The following is a 20,920-nucleotide window of genomic DNA, read 5'->3' as shown; positions in this document are numbered from 1 at the left end:
TCAAAACGTATTAACCGAAAATTATTTCAAAATAATTCGGAGAATGTTTTTATCATTGTAGAAACCAAAGAACTAATTTTATAATGCAGAAAAATGCTCTCAGATTTCTGACTTTAATGCTTTGCATTGGAGTTAGCACCACCTATGCCCAAACTACTCAACCGGTAAAAAGAGAATTTAAGTTTGGTAAAATTGCACCAACAGAATTCGAAGTAAAAGCCTCGGGGCAAGACTCTTCGGCTTCGGCGATTAAACTGTTTGATGTTGGCAACTGCTATTTTGAAATAGGCCCGTCTTCAGATGGCTTTGTTTATGTTTTTGAAAGACACATCCGTTACAAGATTTTAAACAAAAACGGTTATGATCTTGCCAATTTTAAAGTAGAACTTTATAAAAGCAGCAATTCGGCAAAAGAAGACCTTAACTACATGGATGCTGCAACCTATAATATGGTTGATGGTAAGATGGTAACCAGCAAACTTAACAAAGATGCCAAGTTTACCGAAGAGTTTAACAAAAACTATGTGATCAAAAAGTTTGCGCTTCCTAACGTGAAAGAAGGTTCGATCATTGAATTTAAATATAAGATCAAATCAGATTTTATTTTTACGTTACGCGGCTGGCGGTTTCAATCAAGTGTTCCTACACTTTGGTCGGAATATAATGTGAGAATACCAGAGTACCTGACTTATAAAACCAATATGACTGGTTATTATCAGGTTGATCATCCGCTTCACCAAAATGTAAGTGCATCTTATGTAACTGGTGTAAATTCAAATGCGGTATACGATAAATATTGTGCAGAGAATATGCCTGCTTTAAAAGATGAGCCATATGTGACCACCATGGATGACTATAATCCAAAGATTGAATTTGAATTAAGGGCAACCAGTTTTCCGGGAGATGTATATCATGATTATAATGGCTCCTGGCCTAAAATCATCAACGAGCTGGCTCAGGATGAAAACTTTGGGGGATATATTAACCGTAACGGCTATGCAAAATCGGTGCTTCCTGGCATTTTAAAAGGTGAAAAAGATACATTGGCTGCCGTTAAACTTATTTTCAACTATGTTAAAACCAGTTTAAAATGGAATAAGCAATATTCTAAATATTCAAACGAAACCAATCCTAAAAATCTTTTTGAAAAGAAAACAGGATCATCAGGCGATATCAATCTGGCTTTATTAAGTTTACTAAAAGAGGCTAAAATTGAAGCCTATCCGGTGCTGATCAGTACAAGGGAAAATGGCACGCACCCCGGTTATCCGTTAATCTCCGCATTTAACAATGTAATCGCTGTTACTCAGATCGGCAATACCATTTATTATCTTGATGCAACAGATCGGGATTTACCTGCCGGAATGTTGGATTATGAAAACCTGAGCCACCAGGGTTTTTACATGGATTTAAAAAATAACGATGGTAAATGGCTTTCTACCGAACCTAATATACCTAGCGAAAAGATTTTTGTTTACAATATGGTGCTGGATAAAGAGCATAAACTGTCTGGAACAATCAACCAATATTCTAAAGGTTATGCAGCCTTAAACCTGCGCAATAAATACAGGACAACCAATAACGAAACCGAGTTTATAAAAGGTTTCAAAAAGGATAAAACAGGCCTTGAGGTTTCTGCTTACAAAATTGACAATCTTGATAACGTCGACGAATTACTGAGCGAAAGTATGGACGCAGTAATTGAAGATAATGTTGAGGAAGCCGGCAACCTGGTGTACTTCACCCCGCTCCTTTTTGAAAGAACAAAAGAAAATTTATTTAAACTGGAACAGCGTAAATTCCCTGTTGATTTTGCCTATCCATTTAAAGAAAGCTACCGCATTACAGTAAACTTTCCTGAAGATTATGAAATAGATAAACTTCCTAAAGGAGGAATTTACAAACTTCCGGAAGAGAACGGAACCTTTACCATTAATTATATAGCAGAAGGCAAAACCTTGCTGGTAAAAAGCAGCATCAACGTAAATAAATCATTTTATACGCCAGAAGAATATTTCGATCTAAAAGAATTATTCAAAACCGTGGTAGAAAAACAGGCCGAACAGATTGTATTTAAAAAGAAAGGATAATGAAATATTATTTAAGTTTAGCGCTTGCGCTTTTGGGTATTAATACTGTATTTGCGCAAACAGATTATGATGTAGCAAAAATTCCCGAAAACCTGAAAAAAGATGCAATTGTGGTGATCAGGAATGAAGAATCTTTTTTTGATGTTAAAGGGCTTGGGGCTGCAAAAATGGATTATAAAATTGCAATTACCATTTTGAACAAAGCGGGCGATCAATATGGAGAAATGGCAGAGGTTTATGATAAATTCAGCAGCATCTATAACATCAAAGCAACCCTCTACGATGCTGCAGGCAAAAAAGTAAAAGATTATAAAAGTTCGGATATTAAAGACCAAAGCCTGATTTCGGATTTTTCAATCTTTGAAGACAACAGGCTTAAGCTCTTAAAATTTATAAGTGTAACTTATCCATACACTATAGAATACAGTTATAGTCAGGACTATAACGGATTGTTATCTTTTCCTTCGTGGCATGATTTGAAAGGCTTTGGTGTATCTGTAGAAAAATCAGCTTACACCATTCAAAAGGCAAAGAACTACAAAATGAGGTACATTACGAGTTCGAATTTAAAGACCGACTCGGTAATTAATGGAGAAAAAATACAGTATAAATGGAAAAGTGCCAATGTTAGCGCTGTTGCTGAAGAGCCTTTAAGTACAGGGATTGATAACATTTCTGCCTGGGTTAAGGCAGCTCCAAATCAGTTCGAATACGATGGCTCTACAGGAAATTTCGACAATTGGAAAAATTTTGGTTCGTGGTTGTTTACATTAAATCAGGGAGGAAATAAACTTCCGGAAGCAACCAGATTAATGGTGCAGAACTTAATTAAGGATGCAAAAACACCAAAAGAAAAGATCCGGATTCTATATCACCATTTGCAGCAAAATACCCGTTATGTAAGTGTTCAACTAGGAATAGGTGGCTTCAGGCCTATTTTGGCTGAAAAAGTGGCACAGGTGAATTACGGCGATTGTAAAGCACTCTCTAATTACATGAAAGCCTTGCTTAACGAAGCAGGAATTGCCTCAAATTTAATTGTTATTGGAAATGATATGCCTAGTTTAAATCCAAATTATTCGAGCATGGGGCAGGCCAACCACATGATTTTATGTGTACCACTCGAAAAGGATACTACTTTTTTAGAGTGTACCAGTCAATATAAACCCATGGGTTTTATTGGTTACAGCAATTCTGACCGGAATGTATTAATGGTGACAGAAGACGGTGGAAAAATAGTGCATACTCCAGTTTATAATGCAAAGGAAAATTACCAGATCAGAAAAACCAAAATTATACTCGCCGAAGATGGTACAGCAGATTCGGAAATCAGATCTACCTATGGCAATGCCCAGTTTGAAGAAAATTTTTCGATGACACTGATGGAGCCTGTTGAACTTAGGAAAAGAATTATTGAAGAGAGTTCTATTCCGGTTGCAGCGCTAACCAGCTATAAGTATTTGCAGGCAGATAAAACGGTCCCTGTGCTTACCGAAGAGATTAACTTTAAAACCAATCCAATACTAACTAAAGGTGGAGATAAATTATTTTTGGTCGTAAACCAGATTAACCGTCGCGAAAGTGTGCCACTTAAAGTAGAGAACCGAAAAACCTATTTTGCCGTTCCTTTTAGCTATAACGATGATGATGAAATCAACTATATTCTTCCAAAAGGCTACAATGTAGAATTTATTCCTAAAGATATTACCATTACTTCGGAGTTTGGGTCGTACAGCGCTAAATTCAGTATAAAAGACAATACGATTGTTTATAACCGCACGCAAACCATGAACAATAAAAAATATCCACCAGAAAAGTATGGGGAGTATGTAGATTTTTATAAAAAGATCTATCAGGCCGATAAACAAAAAGCTGTTTTAGCTAAAACCTTATAAATCATGATTACTGAAAACCAATATTTTGATGGCAACGTTAAATCGTTAGGCTATGAAACTGCTGAAGGCAAATCGACCATTGGCATTATCAATCCGGGAGAATATACCTTTGGTACTGCTCAAAAAGAAATTATGCATGTTATTGAGGGTGAATTAGAAGCCTTACTTCCAGAAACCACTGAATGGCAAAGTATTAAAGCAGGCAGTAATTTCGAAGTTCCTGCAAATTCATCATTTAAAGTAAAAACGACTGTACAAACGGCATATTTATGCCAGTATAGATAGTTTGATTATAGAATTCTAGTTTCAAACCTAGAGCAATAAATACTGAAATAACCTAGGGCCGTCATCTCGACTGAAATGTAGTGGAATGGAGAGATCTATCTTTGCAGATTTCTCGACTTCGTTGCACTCCGCTCGAAATGACGGCCTCTAGACACTTACTTCTTCCCAATTACTACTTCTGTAAAAGTATCTGTAATCAGGTATTTATTCGCTAAGGCAAGTAATTCTTCAGCAGTAATGGTTTTAACTTTCTCTATATATTTGGTATAGTAATCGTAATCCAATCCTGCGAAATAAATATTCTTGAATTTATCGGCATGAGAGAAAACATTCTCCAAACTACCCAACATCGAACCCAGCATGTAGTTCCGAACCAGGTCCAGTTCCTCGTTCCCTACCAGTTCAGTTTTCAATATCTCAATCTCTTTATAAATCTCAGTTAATGCAGCCGAACACACATCTGCACCAACTTCGGTGGCGATAAAAAGATAACCTGCTTGCTGCAGCGAAGAAACCCCTGAACCAATACCATAAGTATAGCCTTTATCTTCACGGATATTGTTCATTAAGCGCGAACCAAAATACCCCCCTAAAACGGTATTTAGAATCTGAAGTCCGGAGAAATCTTCATGTTTACGGTTAATGGCCAACTGACCAATCCTGATAGCAGACTGCAAAGCTTCTGGTTTTTCAGTATAAATAGTCTGTTTTGCAGTTGCAGCGAAATCAAAACTGTTTTTTATGGCATTACTCTTCTCCCAATCTTTACCAAAGGCATCGTTCAGCAAATTAAAACTTGCCTCATCAAACTTTCCAGAAATGATAATGGTGCAGTTGTTAGGTGCATAAGCCGCTTTAAAATAATCAACCAGGTCTTCACGTTTTAAAGCATCATAATGTTCAGCCTGTATATTTACACCATAGGCGGTATTACCAAATAAAGCGTGCGCAAACTCCTTTCTAGCAAGAATATCGTTTTTCTTGAGGTTTACCTGCAGTTTTTGTTTCTTGTTTTGGATGTAAATATCTAGCTCCTGCTGTGGAAACTGACTTTCTGATAAAACATCTTTCACAATCGGTAATGCCGAACGTAAATGTTTATTTAAAGTATACAATGTAACCGAAGATTGATCCTGGACATATTCTGTTTGGAAAAATGCACCATAAAAATCAATTTGTTCGGCTATCTCTTTTGCAGATAATTTATTTGTTCCATTATTGATCAATGCGCTCACTGCAATAGCCTGCAATGGTTTTTCGGATTTCCAGTTAACATTATCGAAAATAAATTCGATACGTACCAGATCCTGCTCACCAGAATAAATAGTGAAAACGGGTACACCATTATCTAATACTTTTTTCTCCGGATGGATAAAATTTATTGTCGATACCTGCTTAAAATCAGGCGCCTGTTGTCTGTTAAGCATTTTCTTCAGTTAAGTAATATAAAGTAGATGATGATTTATGGTTAAAAGTTTCGTTAGATATCCTTTTGATATCTTTTGCCTCTACTTTTAAAAATTCTTCGGTTTCCCGGTTCAATATAGCAGCATCGCCCAATAGTTCATAGTAAGCCAGGTTCATTGCTTTATCAAGCAGGCTCATCTCAGAAAACACAAGTACTGATTCTACCTTGTTCTTTACCTTAGTTAATTCAGTTTCAGAAACGAGTTCGGTCTTTAATTTTTCCAGTTCAGCCCAGATTGCCTTTTCGGCAGTTTCAATTGTTACCCCTTCAACCAGTTTACCCTCAACAATAAACAAACCCGGATCTAAACTACTTGAAATATAAGCGTTGATATCGCTAAAAAGTTTTTGTTCTTTCAACAGGCTATTGTACAAACGCGAAGACTGTCCCCGTGATAAAATATCGGATAATAAATCAAAGGCGTAATAATCCTGATTTAATCGTCCCGGCATTTTAAAAGCCATATAAATTGCATTTAAAGGTACGTTAGCCCTAACTGTTTCTTGCCTGGCTTCTGTTTGAGAATCTTCCTGAATTAAATTTCGATTATATTTATCACCAGCTGGAATCGGTTCGAACCACTTTTCAGCCATTTTTTTCACATCTGCTGTTTTCACGTTTCCTCCAACAACCAAAATTGCATTTTGTGGCGTATAATGTTTCTTGAAAAATGCTTTTACATCATCCATTGTTGCATTTTCAATATGCGAAAGTTCTTTGCCAATAGTTGCCCAGCGGTAAGAATGCTTTTTATAAGCCAGCGGACGCAATTTTAACCAAACATCACCATAAGGCTGGTTAAGGTAACGTTGCTTAAACTCCTCGCTTACTACATTCCTTTGCGTATCTAAACTTTTTTCAGAAAAAGCCAGGCTCAGCATCCGGTCGCTTTCCAGCCAAAATGCCGTTTCTATGTTTTCTGCAGGCAACGTAATGTAATAATTGGTAATATCATTACTCGTAAAAGCGTTGTTCTCACCACCTACGCGCTGCAAAGGCTCATCATAATTCGGAATATTTACCGATCCGCCGAACATTAAATGTTCAAATAAATGCGCAAAACCGGTTTTTTCTGGGTCCTCGTCACGGGCACCAACATCATATAAAATATTTAAAACTGCCATTGGCGTTGTCGCATCTTCATGCACCAAAACTTTTAAACCATTGGCAAGTGTAAAACGATTAAAATCTACCATATTAATTTTTAGTGTGGGTAAAGATAATTTAATAATTCATTTAGCAGAAAGTGATTAATAATTATGACGACTGCTCCAGATATTTTTAAAATTCTTTTAACTGGAATAGTATAAAACATGTTTTGCCACTTAACCTATTCTATTTTTATTATTTTAGCACCAGATAATCATTAATCATGGGCGAGGAAACAGCAAAAAATTCTTTTGGAATTTTAAATAGTTTAAAAAAACTAATATTCGAAGATAGTGCAGAAACGACTGATAACTTGCAAGATAGGCCACTCCCCCCTACAAAAGCGGCTGAACCTGTAACTAACCAGGCACAGACTAATCTAAAGCAAAATGTTACTGTAATAGGTGTTACAGATGTTAAGCAAATGAAGGTAAAAGTTTTAGGTATACTGGAAAGAATGAACGAGCCTGGACTTGATTTTTTTGAAGTTTGGAATGCAGCAGCAGAAATGGGCAGTATTGATGCTACAACTATAAAAGCTGCTTTTACATCATTAAAATATGTAGAAAAAGACTTAAACAAGCAAAAACTATTAGCTACAGGGCGTAATTATGCTACCGAATTAAAGAAAGTTATAGATCAGGAAAGCAGCCAGAAACAACAACAAAAACAAACTATAGAAAATAATTTGGTTGATGAAAAGGATAGCCTGGTAAGTGAAATTAAATCTATTGAACAAAACATTGCCGATCTTAAAGCCAAACTACAAGCAAAAGAACAGGATTTAAAAAGTATTAACGCCAAGTACGACCCACAATTAAAAGATATTGATCAAAAAATTGCCTTAGGTAATGCAGCGGTTAATGAGGTGATTATGGATATTGAAAAGGCATTAAGCATAATTGAAACAAACATAAATTAAACAATTAAAATTAACGACAAGTAATGGAAAACAAAAATCAGTATGTAAATATTCCGGCTGAGATTAAGAGCCAGCTGCCGATATTTCAGGTTTTGGGCGATCATCTTCCCAGTCAGGTGCAAACTCCTGAAGGTAAAAAGGTAATTTCGAGTATCTTTTTTTGGGCGCTCATTTTAGGAGGTGCATTTGCATTTTTTAAATTTCTGCCAATTATGCTGGTTTATGCAGCCAAAAGTATTCTATTGGTTATCTTCAGTATTATACTCATTGTTTTGCTTTTATTGGCTCCGAAAATTATCTCCTTATTAAACCGTTTAGGTACAATTTTAATTTTTAAAGGTGAAAAAGCAATCATCAGAGGTAATCCTATTGAAACGCTTCAACTGTTATCAAAAGATGCAAAAGACACTTTAAAAAGAGTAAAAGATAAAATTACGAATGTTGATGGTGTTCGCATTGATATGATTCAAAGTGGCGAAACGGCACAAAAAACTGCTGAAGAAAAATATACCTATGCTAAACGTTTCACGCTGGAAGCAGCAAATTTAGATGAAAAAGCAAATCAGGAAAAGACAAACAATAACATCGAAAAAGCGAACGATTTAAACAGAGATGCTAAAGAAACCCGAACAAAAGCATTTTTGTTAGGTAAAGAAGGCGAAGCAGAAGAACAAAATGCCCGCAGTTATGTACAATATGCCAATCAGTTTGCTAAAGTTTTAGAGGTTTTGAAAGATAATGAAAGTGCAGCCCGCATTTATGTAAGTACTTTGGATAGCAGTATTTCTATTATTTCGAAAAAACTGGAAGCTACTCAAAAAATGAAAAATGCTACTGAAGGACTTGCAGAAGTATTTAACATTAAAGATGGTTGGGCTTTTCAGGAGGCTATGAATGCTGCTACTGGTGCCATAAGCCAAAACATAGCGTCTATTCGTTCAAACCTTGATTTCTTAGATCAAAATAATAACATTACCGTTGGTGGTGCGCCATCACAAAGTGAGTTAGAAGAATTTATCAAAAAAGTAGACGATCGTAACCTTAAAATGCTTAATGTAAGCAGAATGTCTGACGCTGCTTACGAGCTTAAACCTGAAGAAAAGGTAGATAAAGGATTTACATTATTAGATTAATCAACATTTAAATTAAACAATATCACAATGGAAGAAAAATCAATCTGGGCAAGATTACGCTGGCCTATAAAGGCAATTATTATTGCAATACCAATTATTGGATTAGGTTACTGGGCTTTTGAATCAGGCAAAATTGATGCTATATCAAATCCCGGCAAAAGTAAAAAAGACAGTACCGAGCAGTCGTCCTCATCCCCTGCTGCTGCCAAAAATGATGATAAAAGAACTTTTAACTACACCCCGGAAAAACCTGTAAATGGCGAATATAAAGGTGTTGTTGAAGTGGGTGCATCAGGCTTTAACTCTTTCGTAGTTAATATTGATAAAGAAAAACGCTGGGAAATTATCTCTAAAGATTTCGGTAAATCTTTTGTTTACGAAGGTTTGGCTAATACCGCTGATATTAGAACTGGCCTAAAAGATTACATAGGTGCAATGTTTGATAAAGGTGTTAAGTCTAAAAATATTCACTTTGTAATTAGTTCAGGTGCTCAAAAAGAGCCTAAAACAACTACTATCGTTTCAGAACTAAAGAAAATGGGCTTTGTTGTTAACCTGGTTACAGCAGAGCAAGAAGGAAAACTGGCTTTGAAATGCGTTTTACCTCCCTCTTATTATGACAATTCTTTTGTGGTGGATATTGGTTCTGGCAATACAAAAATTTCCTGGATGGATGGCGATATTAAATCTGCTGAAGCTCCGGGGGCTAAATATTACGAGAAAAATTTAAAAGACGATGCCGTTTACAATGATGTAAAATCTATTACTTTAAAAATTCCATCCGGAAAACGCGAAGTTTGCTTCATCATTGGTGGTGTGCCTTTTGAGCTCGCAAAACAAACCCGCACAGGTGAAGAAAGATTTACCGTTTTAAATGATCCTGATAAATATAATACCGACAAAATTAAGATTAAAAGCGGTGTCAACATTTACAAAGCCATTAAAGATGCAACCAACTGTGATACTTTTGTATTTGATTGGGACGCTAACTTTACTATTGGCTTTTTATTAGCTTTAAAATAAACTTAAAATATAAGTTAAAGAGTGGCTGTTTAATTGCAGTCGCTCTTTTTTTATGTCAAAAATTTACTTTTATGCCATAATAACTAAGCATTGATCTATAAACAATTTAGTATTTTTGCAATATGAATACAGCCGATCTACTGCAACGGGCATTACATTTCGATTTTTTGAGCCTTGAAGAAGGAGTACATTTATACCATCATGCCGATACAGCATCGTTGATGTTTGTGGCGAATGAATTGAGAAAGATTCAGGTACCCAGTGGAAAAGTAACCTGGCAGATTGACCGTAATGTAAATACCACCAACGTTTGTATAGCCAACTGTAAATTCTGTAATTTCTTCCGCAGGCCTGGCCACGATGAAAGTTACATTACTGATATCGAAACTTATAAGGTAAAAATTGAAGAGACTTTCCGTTTAGGCGGCGATCAGTTGTTGTTACAAGGTGGCCATCACCCCGATTTGGGTCTGGCCTTTTATGCCGATCTTTTCAAAAAATTAAAAGAATTATATCCTGATTTAAAACTGCATACTTTAGGTCCACCAGAAATTGCACACGTGGCAAAGTTGGAAGGAATGACGCATACTGAAGTATTAAAAGCGTTAAAAGAAGCTGGTATGGATTCTCTTCCTGGAGCTGGTGCAGAAATTTTGAACGATCGCGTAAGGCGTTTAATCTCGAAAGGTAAATGCGGTGGACAGGAATGGCTTGATGTAATGCGTGCATGCCATCAATTAGATATCACTACCTCTGCAACCATGATGTTTGGACACGTAGAAACCATTGAAGAGCGTTTTGAGCATTTAGTATGGATCCGTCAGGTACAGAGTGAAAAACCAGCCGGTGCAAACGGATTTCTGGCCTTTATTCCCTGGCCTTTCCAGGATGATGGCACTTTACTAAAAAGATTACGCGGAATCAGCAACAATGTAACAGCTGATGAATATATCCGTATGATTGCCTTGAGCCGCATCATGTTGCCAAACATCAAAAATATTCAGGCCAGCTGGTTAACCGTTGGAAAAGCTACTGCACAGCTTTGTTTACATGCAGGTGCTAACGATTTTGGATCAATCATGATTGAAGAAAACGTAGTATCAGCTGCTGGTGCACCACACCGGTTTACGGCGAATGGTATCCAACAATCCATTAAAGCTGCAGGTTTCGAACCTCAGTTACGTGGACAAAAATACAATTACAGGGATTTACCGGAGCATTTAGAAGAGCAGGTGATTACGTACTAGGTGATGGAAAATGGATGATGTGGGATGGACGAAGTTTCTACCAATCAATCCTGAAAATCATACAATCCTAGAAATCCTGATCAAAAAAGGGAAGTAAAACCAAGTTCTACCTCCCTACCTTAAACCAAACATTACCTAATTAATAATGTGAATATGTTTGTTTATACACTATAATTTTTTACCGTCCCTTAAGAATAAGTTGGCAATAGTTACTACACTCGCTTTATCTAAAGGCTCGTCAAAACTTTCTACCGCTGCTGCTTTGGTTATACCTGCATTGCCACCTATTCCCACAATGTTTGCACCAGCTTGTACGGTTAAATCTTCACCAGCATATACTGCATCAACAGCGGCCACTCCTGAATCATTTGCTTGCCCTGAAGCACCAAGACTAACCCATGGTTTGTATACAGCTGTACCAGCTGCTGTCCGCATTTGACGGATGTGCGAAGCATGACGTGCCTCAACCGAGTGAATCTGTAAAGCTGTTTGCAATACAGGACTACCTAGTAAGGCTCCTGCCTGACCTTTGTAAGCTCTAACTCCTGTATCTTCAAAACCTTGTGCTACAGCCAAAAAAGTATTATAATCAGAATATACCGAAGCAAATGCTCCACCTGCCCTAAAATCAGTATCTGCGTATGCAATAGGTGCACGGGCAGAACTTCCCAAAGCACCTACCAATAAATCAACGTGTGCCTTTTCGTGGTCACGAATAGTAGTAATGGCTGCTTGGCTGGCTGCATTAGGAAAATTAAAGGTAACATCGGTTACCGATGATCCTGCAGTTTTACCTACAATACAGTGATTATAAAAATGGTATTCTAAATACTCTAACGACAAAGCAAAGTTTAATACATCAACAACTGCAGCAGGTAATGCTGTTTGTCCATACGCTTTTTGAAACATTGAACCCAGGGCCAGCGGCATAGCAGCTAATGAGATTTTTTTGCCCATGTTGAAAAAGCTTTTCATTGCGGCTCTTCTCGGATTTAAACGCTCATAGATTTCGCCGTCAACTTTTTCAATTTCTTCTAATATATTTACGATATTCATGATTTTCTGATTTTAAAAATTAAAGATTGATTACATTAATTTTGGTTTTAACATATTTTCCAGCAATGGCTAATACCTTATCAGGCGTTAAAGCTGCATCTAATCCAGCCGAATTATTGGCACCCAATGAAGCAAGGCTATTGAGATCAGCAAATGTTCCATTTGAGACTAAATCACGTACATAAGCTGCGTGGCGGGCTTCAACTGAAACAATCTTGCCGGCTAACAGCAAATATGTTGCATTTTTGAGTCTTGGTCCGGCACCATTATAAGCTGATACCCCCAAATCTTCAAATGCCATTGCAGTTGCGAGTACGCTTGCTTCGCTGGTAAAATCAATTGATGAGAAATCTACCTGTAAACTTCCGATTGCAGATGTGGTTAGGGCTGCTTTGAAAAATTCTCTATGTGCAATTTCGTGAAACTGAATATCCTGAAAATATGCCTTTTTTGCTGCAGCATTTGACCCGGTGAATTGAGTGTTACTATTGGCAACCTGAATATAGAATGCAGCTTCCAGTTGCTCTAAAGCATAAGCATAATTTAATACCCCAATATCATCTTTAAAATCTAATGTAGCGCCCCCATTCATAGTTGGGTTTTCATAACCGCGATCTTTTTTACAACCAGCTGCTACCAAAGCAATTCCTGCAGCACCTGCACCTGCATACTGAAGAAAAGACCTTCTGCCTACAGTTTTGTCAAATAAACTTTCTTCCCGAAGTTCACTTTTTGTTTCTAGTTCATTGTTTTTCATAGTCCTCTATGTTTTAGTGGTTTTGAATTCGTTTGATGATACATACGTGACAATCAGAACACTGGTTTTTTTGATTTGTATTTTTTTTTGTAAGACCATTTTAATACATTCACCAACCTATAGCTATGACCCAACTAAAAGCCATTATTGTTGACGATGAGGAATTTGCACGCTCATCGCTATTTTTTTTACTGCAACAGAACTGCCCGCAGGTAGAAATTACCGGTATTGCAAGATCTGTAGCGGAGGCAAAAGATATTTTAGCACATCATCCCATTGATCTGATTTTCCTGGATATTGCCATGCCTGGGGGAAATGGCTTTGAACTTATCCCGGATGCACAAAAACACAATGCAGCCGTTATATTTACCACTGCTTACGATCAATATGCACTAAAGGCGATCAAAGCAAATGCACTCGATTATTTGTTAAAGCCAATTGATATTGATGAACTTAAAATAGCTGTAGACAAGGTTTTTCAACATATCAAGCTTTTTAAAAGCCAGAACGAAAACGACGAAAGAATCAATAATCTGGCTTCCAGTTTAAGCTCACGATCAGAAATCAGGAAACTTACACTTCCTTATGGACAGGGTTTTAAAATGATTGATATTGACGATATTATCTACATTGAAGCAGATAGCAATTATTCTATTGTACACTTAAGTAATCATGATAAAATAACGGTTTCGAAAGTTTTACGGGAATTTGAGGAGCTTTTACCCGGCGACCAGTTTGTACGGATCCATAAGTCGAGCATCATCAACCTTAACCATTTAAAAGAGTATAATTCTAAAAACGGACTTCAGGTTTTTTTGAAAAATGGAGAAAGTATTAATATTTCCAGAAGAAGAGCAAGCGATTTTTTTGAAAAAATAAAATTATTTACAAAAGCAAACAGTGATCATTAAACCAGGCAAAAAAGTGGCTTTATTTGCTGAAAAAGCAATCCTGAAATTAAACTTCAGCCGCTCTTTTATTGCTTTTTTATTTGGGATCATTTTATTTAGCATCCCGAAAACGCTACTTGCACAAACCACCTATCTCCCGCATTACACTTCCAAAAATGGTTTAGCCAGCAACAACTGTTATTACATTTTACAGGATAAAAAAGGTTTTATCTGGATTGCAACAGATAATGGATTGAGTCGTTTTGATGGCACAAATTTTCAGAATTTTACGATCGAAGACGGACTGCCTGATACGCAGATCCTGCAGATGAAAGAAGACAAAGAAGGCCGCTTGTGGTTTTTTGCCTTAAACGGTCAGCTCAGCTATTTAAAGGAAGGAAAGTTTTACAACCAGAATAATGACGAACTGCTCAAAAAGCTGAATTTTAATACGGTAATTGTTTCCTTTTTAGTAGATAAATCTGGGCGGATCTGGCTCGGAACAAACGCTAATCTGATTGTTTGCTGGGACGGAAAAACCATCAAAAAATATATTTCCCCAAACCTAAATGATAAGTTTATTAATGCCTTTATTCATGAAGATGAGCAAGGTAACATATTTGCATATAGCGACTTAAGCGTGCAGCAATTTAATGGTAAAACTTTTTCCATGATCAGGTCAAAAGTGCAGCCCCTCTCCTACATGACTGCTACAAATAGCAGCCACAGATCTTTATTTTACCTGGATGGCGGAGGTTTAAAACAATATACACACGGAAACATTAACGACCTTATTCCTATCCCTCAGAACCTGATCAAGAACATGTCGGGATATTTTTATTATGATGTTACGAACAAAGAAGTCTGGTTGTCGAATGCTAACGGAGCCTTCGCGCTTGATAAAAGCGGAAAAACAGTCCAATATCTTCAGGATATTTCAGTAAACCAGGTAATTAAGGACAATAATCAGAACATGTGGTTTGCCACCAATCAGGGGATTTACATGCTTCCGAATACGAATAACCGATTATCGATTATTGATGCAGAATCAGGTCTGAGTAGCAACGTAATCAAAAGCATTACTAAAGATGGGAAAAATCGCCTTTGGTTAGGTACTGATGACGCTGTAATCGACGTATTAACCATCAACAATTATCAGGTAGATGAGATCGGTTTAGACGATTTTAAGAAATACAAAACCATTAAACAGATTACTTTCGACCCAAAAGACCAATCTATATATTTTGCATCCGATTATGGAATGGGTGTTTTCAAAAATATCTATAAGAGCAGTAATGAAGTAAGTTATTTAAAAGAATCGAATAACTCAATGTTCGTAATTAAACACTTTAGCGTAGGTAAAAATAATAATCATCTTGCCCTGGCCCTATCATCAGGTGTTGTTTTCTTATCGGACAGAAGAACAAAATTCGAATTTAATGCCGCAAAATACCGGGAAAAAGAAGATTTCTTTAAGGATCGTTCCTACCATGTTTTTTACGATCGCGAAGGCAGTTTGTGGTTTTCTAATATTAACGGGTTATCTCAATTTTCTAAAGGGAAACTGATTAAACACTACGAAAATCATCCATTACTCACCAAAAGAATAAACGATATACAACAGCTGGCAGATGGAACACTAATTTTGGCGACGGATGGCTATGGTTTAATCTTTTACAAAAATAACCAGATTACAAGGCAGATCACTCAAAAAGACGGATTGACCAATAATGTCTGCACTAAAATATTCGTAAAAAACAGCGAAATATGGGTATTAACAAATAAAGGTGTTAATAAAATTGCAGATTATCCCGATCAACCCAGCGTAGCCAATTTTGATTACGGTAAGGATCTTTTGAGTGACGATATCAACAGTTTGTTCATTGATGACAGCACCGCCTATTTTGCAACAAACAAAGGCCTGATCTTATTTAAATATAATAATAAAAATATCGTTAAAAATCTTCCCAAGGTGTACGTTACCTCTATCATTAAAGATAACGAGCGTTTGCCGGTTGATCAGGACAACTTTACTTTCGAAACTGGTAACAATACCATTCTGTTTACCTTTAGCGCAGTTGATTTTACCACCAGCGATATTACCTATCGTTACCGTTTAAATGAAAATTCGGCCTGGTTGGAAACCCGTACCAGGCGATTAGATTTTTCTTCACTGCAACCAGGCGATTATGTATTCGAAGTAAGTGCAAAAAGCCAAAACGGTAATTGGGGCGAATCGGCAAAAATATCTTTCACCATTAAAAAACATTTCTGGCAAAGTCTATGGTTTTTATCCATTTTAATCCTGCTGGTGGCTTATATCTTCTATAAAGTGGCGGTTTACATCACCCGTAAACAAAAAGATAAAGAGCAGGAACAATTATTACTCAAAAATAAAGTATTAATGCTTGAGCAGCAGGCTTTACAAGCCATGATGAATCCGCATTTCGTATTTAATGTAATGAATTCCATCCAGCATTACATTAATACGCAGAATACAGCGTCTGCGAATAAAGTCTTAACGGGATTTGCCAGACTGATTAGAAAAAACCTGGAAATCTGTACAAAGAGTTATATATCACTTGAAGAGGAACTGGAATACCTAAACCTCTATCTCAAACTGGAGAAAAACCGGTTCGGTGATAAATTAGCCTATATTTTTAATGTTGATGAAGATATCGACAAAGAAGAAACCTTTATCCCATCTATGCTGTTGCAACCTTATATAGAAAATGCAATATGGCATGGCATTATGCCAAAAGAAACGGGCGGCGAAATTCTGATCAACATTAAACTTCAGGATGAATTCTATCTTAACATTGAAATTATTGATGATGGGATTGGAATTGATAACTCTTTAAAGGATAAAAAGGATACCCATATCAGCAAAGGTATGCAGTTAACTAAAGAAAGATTGCACCTTTTAGGTCAGATTGGAGCAAAACCTATACACTTAAACGTGAGACAGAATACCACAAATGGTACGACGGTATCGATTTCTATACCATTAAAATAGAAAATTTACCGTTTACTCAATTATTAATACCACTCACTAAATAGAATCTTGATCGAACCTTCTTTAGCCTTAAACTTGTATTAGAAATAAACGATAGTGTTTATCAAAGACGTTCTTATAGAATTGATATAGATATTTAATAACCTAACCTAAAACTATATCTTAATTCAGGTTTCATTTGTGTGTTGAAAGCGGTCTTGTTTTTAAAAGCGAGACCGCTTTTTTTATGTCCAAAAATTCTATTTTTGTTATATGCCCAATCACAACATCACCAGGCACATTGAAGCCCTTGTATTTTCTTCAAGCCAAAGCATAGGTACACAAGAAATTATACTTGCCCTAAACGCTGTTTTCAATGAAGAATTTACAGAAGCACAAGTATTCGAAAGCGTAGAACAGATTAAGGAAAAATATAGCCATGATGATTTTGCCATCGAACTGGTCTCCTTAAACAATGGTTACCAGTTTCTCACCAAAAAAGATTATCATGAAACCGTTAACCAACTTCAGTTACATCGCTCAAAAAAAAAACTAAGTCAGGCGGCTATGGAAACGTTAGCCATTATAGCTTACCGCCAGCCCATTACCAAATTAGAAATTGAACAGATTAGGGGTGTAAACTCGGATTATTCAGTGCAACGGCTGCTGGAAAAAGAGTTGATCAGTATTGATGGAAAAGCAGAGAGTCCCGGCAGGCCGATCCTTTACAGCACCAGTACATCATTTATGGATTATTTTGGCTTAAATAACCTAAACCAACTTCCACAGTTAAAAGACATTGTTAAGGAGGAAAATACAGTGGGAGAAAATGTGGAATAAATAAAATTATTTTATTTATTCACAGCTTGTTATTAAAAATTTTTTTTTTGTATTTTTAAACTATAAAAGCAATTTTTATTTTTGTGTTATGAAAGCGCCAAACAAACTCCCAACTAAGCCGACTACTAAAAAACAGGTAGACGAAGATGATGATCTTGAAGATGACGATATTCAAACAACAAAAAAGAAGCCTCAAGATGATGAAGATGATGATTTTGATATCCCATTAGATGATCTTGATAATTTCGATAATTTCGACGATGACGACGACGATTATTAATATTTAAAAAAACATATATTTGAAAAAGCATCCGCCCGCTTGGTAGGATGCTTTTTAATTTTAAAATCTGCCCATGCAAGTTATATCGGTAAGCAATACATCATTAAAAAAAGACTTTCTAAACACACCAAAAATCCTATATAAAAACGATAAAAACTGGATCTGTCCATTGGATAGTGAAGTTGAAAATGTTTTTAATCTAGAAAAAAACACTTTTTTTGCGCATGGAAAATGTACACGCTGGGTTTTAAAAGACGATGCTGGAAAACTGATTGGCCGTGTAGCAGCTTTTATCAATGAGAAAAAAGCCTACCACTATGATCAACCTACAGGTGGCATGGGCTTTTTTGAATGTATTGATGATGAAAAAGCTGCTTTTCTTTTATTCGATACAGCAAAAAACTGGTTAGCCGAAAATGGTATGAAAGCGATGGACGGTCCGATTAATTTTGGCGAAAACGATACCTTCTGGGGCTTATTGGTTGAAGGCTTCACCCCTCCTTCTTTCGGCATGAACTACAACTTTCCCTACTATCAGAAGTTTTTCGATAACTATGGTTTTGTTACCGAATATGAGCAATTAACCAATCACATTAACCTTACTATTCCTTTTCCGGAACGTTTTACAAAAATTGCCAACTGGGTAAGAAATAAACCGGGTTATACTTTCGAATATTTCAGCAAAGCCAATTCCAGCAAGTACATTAATGATTTAATGGAAATTTACAATGATGGCTGGCAGGATTTTGAAAATTTTGTTCCTATTAAAAGAGAAACCCTGGAAGAGAGTTTTAAAAGCATGGAACCCATTATGGATGAGCACCTCATCCAGTTTGCATATTTTAATGGCGAACCAGCATCTTTTGTAGTGTTGATTCCTGATGCAAATCAAATGATCAAAGGTTTTGATGGTAAATTAGGTTTAATTGAAAAATTAAAGTTTGTTTACCGCCGCTGGGTGGGCGTTACCCGCATGAGGGCAATTGTGATGGGTACTAAACCTAAATTCCAGAAACACGGCCTGGAATCGGTTCTTTTTATCCGTTTAGGTGAATATGTACTGCCTAAAAACCAGTACAAAGAACTCGAGTTAAGCTGGGTTGGCGATTTTAATGAACAGATGATTGCTATCCATAAAGCTACAGGTGCTACTTTTGGTAAAAAGCACTTAACCATGCGAAAGATATTTTAACCTTAATAGGTTCATCACCCGCCAAGGTTCGTGTCTCCACGAACCTTTTTTTTATTTTGGTTCCGGATTCACGAAAACACAGAGAAATCTAACTTTAAACTTCATCGTCCTCGTTTGCAACGAGGATGAATGAGAATGGCGATTGTATCGCACTAAGGCTATCCATTTCGCATTACAAATGCGGATTTCGCTAACCCTCGTTACAAACGAGGACTTTCTTTCAAGGAATAACCTACGCGTTTTTATACTTCGGAAGATTAATCAACAGTACACTTCCTAAAATAATTACCAGTCCGATCACCTGCGTAAGGCCAATTACCTCATTGGTAAATGTTAAACTTAACAATACCGCCACTACAGGATTTACATAAGCATAAGTACTCACTTGCGTAGCCGGACGAACTTTTAGCAACCACACATAAGCACTGAATGCTGCAATGGATCCGAATAGAATCAGGTAAATAATGGATAGCCAGGCATCTAATGATATATTTTCCCAGTCTAACAATTTGAATTCCGACTTCAAAATGCCACCTGGAATAAAAGCTAAACTGGCCATTAACATTTGCCAGCCCGTGTTAACAGAAACCGAACTGCCTGTAGTAGGATGGTATTTCGAATAAAGTGATCCTCCGGCCCATGCTATTGGACCAAAAACAAGTAATACCATACCTATAATCTGCAGATTACTTTGTGGTTTATCAAGCGCTTGCACAATCTGATCGCCAAATAAGAGCACAACACCCAAAAAGCCAATTACTAAACCCGAAACAATATACTTATTACTCAGATTTTCTTTCCAATGCGATTTATCTAAAATAACGAACCATATTGCTGCTGAAGCCACCATAATAGCCACTAAACCGCTGGGAATAAACTGCTCTACCCAGATTACAATCCCGTTACCCAAACCCAACATTAAAATACCGCTCACTGCAGCAATTTTGATGGTTTTTAGGTTAAAAATATCTTCTCCCTTAATCTTACACCAGGTTAACATCAACACTCCCGCAACAGAAAAACGGAATGCTCCTAAAATAAAAGGCGGAAACCCGGCTAAAGCTTTTTGAATAAAAAAATAAGTAGAGCCCCATACAATATATACGATAGCAAAAGCCAGGTAAACCATTGCCGGAGATGCTGTTTTATTTAAATTTGTCATGATTTTTTTTCAGGAATAACCAATTGTTGCTGTTCTTTTACCGTTTCTAACACAATCGTTGTTTTTACCGATAAAATATTGGGAACCTTGCTAAACTCATCACGTAATAAAGCCATTAATGATGCCGAATCGGTGGTTCTCACTTTCACCAGAAAACAATCATCACCGGCTATTACGTGTACTTCCTGCACATCGGGGATTTTTGCCAATTCGCTTGCGGTATCATTACAGCTAAAGCTTTGCGAAGATTTCATGGAGATGAAAGCCAATAACTTTAAGTCAACTGCTACAGGATTTACTTTGGCATGGTAACCGGTAATTACATTCTTTTTCTCGAGTTTTTTTACGCGTTCCAACACGGCTGATGGAACGAGATCTAATGCCTTCGCTAAATCTACATTAGAGATCCGGGCATTATCCTGCATGAGCCTGAGTATAGCCAGATCGATATGATCCAGACTAAAATTGTTTTCGGTTACCATTCAATAAAACTATAAATATTAAGAATAAAATTCAAAAAAAATTAATTAAAAATG

Annotated in this window: 18 protein-coding genes; 12 read left to right on the top strand and 6 right to left on the bottom strand. The window is 36.6% G+C overall.

What is annotated here, in order from left to right; all coding sequences use genetic code 11:
* Window positions 1–83 precede the first annotated feature (83 nt).
* From IM793_RS06910 to IM793_RS06900, 3 genes are read left to right on the top strand one after another with little or no spacing between them, the layout of a single operon-like run.
* Window positions 84–2,090: a DUF3857 domain-containing protein gene (locus IM793_RS06910; RefSeq protein WP_193420329.1), complete on the top strand. Its 2,007-nt coding sequence runs from the start codon at window positions 84–86 to the stop codon at window positions 2,088–2,090.
* A complete protein-coding gene (locus IM793_RS06905) occupies window positions 2,090–3,985 on the top strand; it encodes a DUF3857 domain-containing protein (RefSeq protein ID WP_193420328.1) in 1,896 nt (631 codons plus the stop codon). Before IM793_RS06910 ends, IM793_RS06905 begins: the two co-directional genes overlap by 1 nt.
* A 3-nt stretch (window positions 3,986–3,988) precedes the next feature.
* Window positions 3,989–4,270, top strand: coding sequence for a pyrimidine/purine nucleoside phosphorylase (locus tag IM793_RS06900; protein ID WP_193420327.1), 282 nt, complete (start codon window positions 3,989–3,991; stop codon window positions 4,268–4,270).
* A 155-nt stretch (window positions 4,271–4,425) separates the two neighbouring features.
* On the opposite strand, the gene IM793_RS06895 is transcribed toward IM793_RS06900, so the two are convergent.
* Window positions 4,426–5,697: a pitrilysin family protein gene (locus IM793_RS06895; RefSeq protein WP_193420326.1), complete on the bottom strand. Its 1,272-nt coding sequence runs from the start codon at window positions 5,695–5,697 to the stop codon at window positions 4,426–4,428.
* Window positions 5,690–6,934, bottom strand: a complete 1,245-nt coding sequence (locus IM793_RS06890; RefSeq protein ID WP_193420325.1) for a pitrilysin family protein — start codon at window positions 6,932–6,934, stop codon at window positions 5,690–5,692. The genes IM793_RS06895 and IM793_RS06890 overlap by 8 nt, the downstream gene beginning before the upstream one ends.
* Before the next feature lie 176 nt (window positions 6,935–7,110).
* Between IM793_RS06890 and IM793_RS06885 the strand changes: the two genes are divergently transcribed.
* From IM793_RS06885 to IM793_RS06870, 4 genes are all read left to right on the top strand, one after another.
* A complete protein-coding gene (locus IM793_RS06885; protein WP_193420324.1) occupies window positions 7,111–7,809 on the top strand; it encodes a hypothetical protein in 699 nt (232 codons plus the stop codon).
* A 23-nt stretch (window positions 7,810–7,832) separates the two neighbouring features.
* A complete protein-coding gene (locus tag IM793_RS06880; RefSeq protein ID WP_193420323.1) occupies window positions 7,833–8,942 on the top strand; it encodes a hypothetical protein in 1,110 nt (369 codons plus the stop codon).
* 27 nt (window positions 8,943–8,969) lie between these two features.
* Window positions 8,970–9,965 carry a hypothetical protein gene (locus tag IM793_RS06875; protein WP_193420322.1) on the top strand — a complete coding sequence of 332 codons (996 nt, stop codon included), beginning with the start codon at window positions 8,970–8,972 and terminating at the stop codon, window positions 9,963–9,965.
* A 122-nt stretch (window positions 9,966–10,087) separates the two neighbouring features.
* Window positions 10,088–11,212 (top strand): CofH family radical SAM protein, encoded by a 1,125-nt coding sequence (locus tag IM793_RS06870; RefSeq protein ID WP_193420321.1) that lies wholly within the window; start codon window positions 10,088–10,090, stop codon window positions 11,210–11,212.
* A gap of 168 nt (window positions 11,213–11,380) precedes the next feature.
* Here the strand turns inward: IM793_RS06870 and IM793_RS06865 are convergent, their stop codons facing one another.
* Window positions 11,381–12,268 (bottom strand): ferritin-like domain-containing protein, encoded by an 888-nt coding sequence (locus IM793_RS06865; RefSeq protein ID WP_193420320.1) that lies wholly within the window; start codon window positions 12,266–12,268, stop codon window positions 11,381–11,383.
* Window positions 12,269–12,287: 19 nt separating this feature from the next.
* Window positions 12,288–13,025 carry a ferritin-like domain-containing protein gene (locus IM793_RS06860; RefSeq protein ID WP_132396945.1) on the bottom strand — a complete coding sequence of 246 codons (738 nt, stop codon included), beginning with the start codon at window positions 13,023–13,025 and terminating at the stop codon, window positions 12,288–12,290.
* Between the two features lie 125 nt (window positions 13,026–13,150).
* On the opposite strand from IM793_RS06860, the gene IM793_RS06855 reads away from it, so the two are divergent.
* The 5 genes from IM793_RS06855 to IM793_RS06835 all read left to right on the top strand — a co-directional run bounded on the left by IM793_RS06855 (window position 13,151) and on the right by IM793_RS06835 (window position 19,222).
* Window positions 13,151–13,936 carry a LytTR family DNA-binding domain-containing protein gene (locus tag IM793_RS06855; protein ID WP_132396943.1) on the top strand — a complete coding sequence of 262 codons (786 nt, stop codon included), beginning with the start codon at window positions 13,151–13,153 and terminating at the stop codon, window positions 13,934–13,936.
* A complete protein-coding gene (locus tag IM793_RS06850; RefSeq protein WP_193420319.1) occupies window positions 13,926–16,931 on the top strand; it encodes a sensor histidine kinase in 3,006 nt (1,001 codons plus the stop codon). Before IM793_RS06855 ends, IM793_RS06850 begins: the two co-directional genes overlap by 11 nt.
* Before the next feature lie 252 nt (window positions 16,932–17,183).
* Window positions 17,184–17,750 carry an SMC-Scp complex subunit ScpB gene (gene scpB, locus IM793_RS06845; protein ID WP_193420318.1) on the top strand — a complete coding sequence of 189 codons (567 nt, stop codon included), beginning with the start codon at window positions 17,184–17,186 and terminating at the stop codon, window positions 17,748–17,750.
* Between the two features lie 88 nt (window positions 17,751–17,838).
* Window positions 17,839–18,030: a hypothetical protein gene (locus tag IM793_RS06840; protein ID WP_121284739.1), complete on the top strand. Its 192-nt coding sequence runs from the start codon at window positions 17,839–17,841 to the stop codon at window positions 18,028–18,030.
* A 73-nt stretch (window positions 18,031–18,103) separates the two neighbouring features.
* Entirely contained in the window at window positions 18,104–19,222 is a 1,119-nt protein-coding gene (locus IM793_RS06835) for a GNAT family N-acetyltransferase (RefSeq protein ID WP_193420317.1), read from the top strand.
* A 232-nt stretch (window positions 19,223–19,454) separates the two neighbouring features.
* Here IM793_RS06835 and IM793_RS06830 read toward each other — a convergent pair whose 3' ends face one another.
* A complete protein-coding gene (locus IM793_RS06830) occupies window positions 19,455–20,384 on the bottom strand; it encodes an EamA family transporter (protein WP_227256162.1) in 930 nt (309 codons plus the stop codon).
* Window positions 20,381–20,866, bottom strand: coding sequence for an Lrp/AsnC family transcriptional regulator (locus IM793_RS06825; protein ID WP_193420316.1), 486 nt, complete (start codon window positions 20,864–20,866; stop codon window positions 20,381–20,383). The genes IM793_RS06830 and IM793_RS06825 overlap by 4 nt, the downstream gene beginning before the upstream one ends.
* Between the last annotated feature and the right edge of the window lie 54 nt (window positions 20,867–20,920).

This window comes from Pedobacter sp. MR2016-19, from assembly GCF_014947265.1.
GTDB lineage: Bacteria > Bacteroidota > Bacteroidia > Sphingobacteriales > Sphingobacteriaceae > Pedobacter.
This window is presented reverse-complemented; position numbering and strand designations above follow the sequence as displayed.

What these genes read in the sequence shown, in the direction of transcription:
- scpB (WP_193420318.1), top strand. Translation starts at nt 17,184, where the DNA reads ATGCCCAATCACAACATCACCAGGCACATTGAAGCCCTTGTATTTTCT.
- IM793_RS06880 (WP_193420323.1), top strand. Translation starts at nt 7,833, where the DNA reads ATGGAAAACAAAAATCAGTATGTAAATATTCCGGCTGAGATTAAGAGC.
- IM793_RS06860 (WP_132396945.1), bottom strand. Translation starts at nt 13,025, where the DNA reads ATGAAAAACAATGAACTAGAAACAAAAAGTGAACTTCGGGAAGAAAGT.
- IM793_RS06830 (WP_227256162.1), bottom strand. Translation starts at nt 20,384, where the DNA reads ATGACAAATTTAAATAAAACAGCATCTCCGGCAATGGTTTACCTGGCT.
- IM793_RS06870 (WP_193420321.1), top strand. Translation starts at nt 10,088, where the DNA reads ATGAATACAGCCGATCTACTGCAACGGGCATTACATTTCGATTTTTTG.
- IM793_RS06900 (WP_193420327.1), top strand. Translation starts at nt 3,989, where the DNA reads ATGATTACTGAAAACCAATATTTTGATGGCAACGTTAAATCGTTAGGC.
- IM793_RS06835 (WP_193420317.1), top strand. Translation starts at nt 18,104, where the DNA reads ATGCAAGTTATATCGGTAAGCAATACATCATTAAAAAAAGACTTTCTA.
- IM793_RS06825 (WP_193420316.1), bottom strand. Translation starts at nt 20,866, where the DNA reads ATGGTAACCGAAAACAATTTTAGTCTGGATCATATCGATCTGGCTATA.
- IM793_RS06855 (WP_132396943.1), top strand. Translation starts at nt 13,151, where the DNA reads ATGACCCAACTAAAAGCCATTATTGTTGACGATGAGGAATTTGCACGC.
- IM793_RS06840 (WP_121284739.1), top strand. Translation starts at nt 17,839, where the DNA reads ATGAAAGCGCCAAACAAACTCCCAACTAAGCCGACTACTAAAAAACAG.
- IM793_RS06910 (WP_193420329.1), top strand. Translation starts at nt 84, where the DNA reads ATGCAGAAAAATGCTCTCAGATTTCTGACTTTAATGCTTTGCATTGGA.
- IM793_RS06890 (WP_193420325.1), bottom strand. Translation starts at nt 6,934, where the DNA reads ATGGTAGATTTTAATCGTTTTACACTTGCCAATGGTTTAAAAGTTTTG.
- IM793_RS06875 (WP_193420322.1), top strand. Translation starts at nt 8,970, where the DNA reads ATGGAAGAAAAATCAATCTGGGCAAGATTACGCTGGCCTATAAAGGCA.
- IM793_RS06865 (WP_193420320.1), bottom strand. Translation starts at nt 12,268, where the DNA reads ATGAATATCGTAAATATATTAGAAGAAATTGAAAAAGTTGACGGCGAA.
- IM793_RS06885 (WP_193420324.1), top strand. Translation starts at nt 7,111, where the DNA reads ATGGGCGAGGAAACAGCAAAAAATTCTTTTGGAATTTTAAATAGTTTA.
- IM793_RS06905 (WP_193420328.1), top strand. Translation starts at nt 2,090, where the DNA reads ATGAAATATTATTTAAGTTTAGCGCTTGCGCTTTTGGGTATTAATACT.
- IM793_RS06895 (WP_193420326.1), bottom strand. Translation starts at nt 5,697, where the DNA reads ATGCTTAACAGACAACAGGCGCCTGATTTTAAGCAGGTATCGACAATA.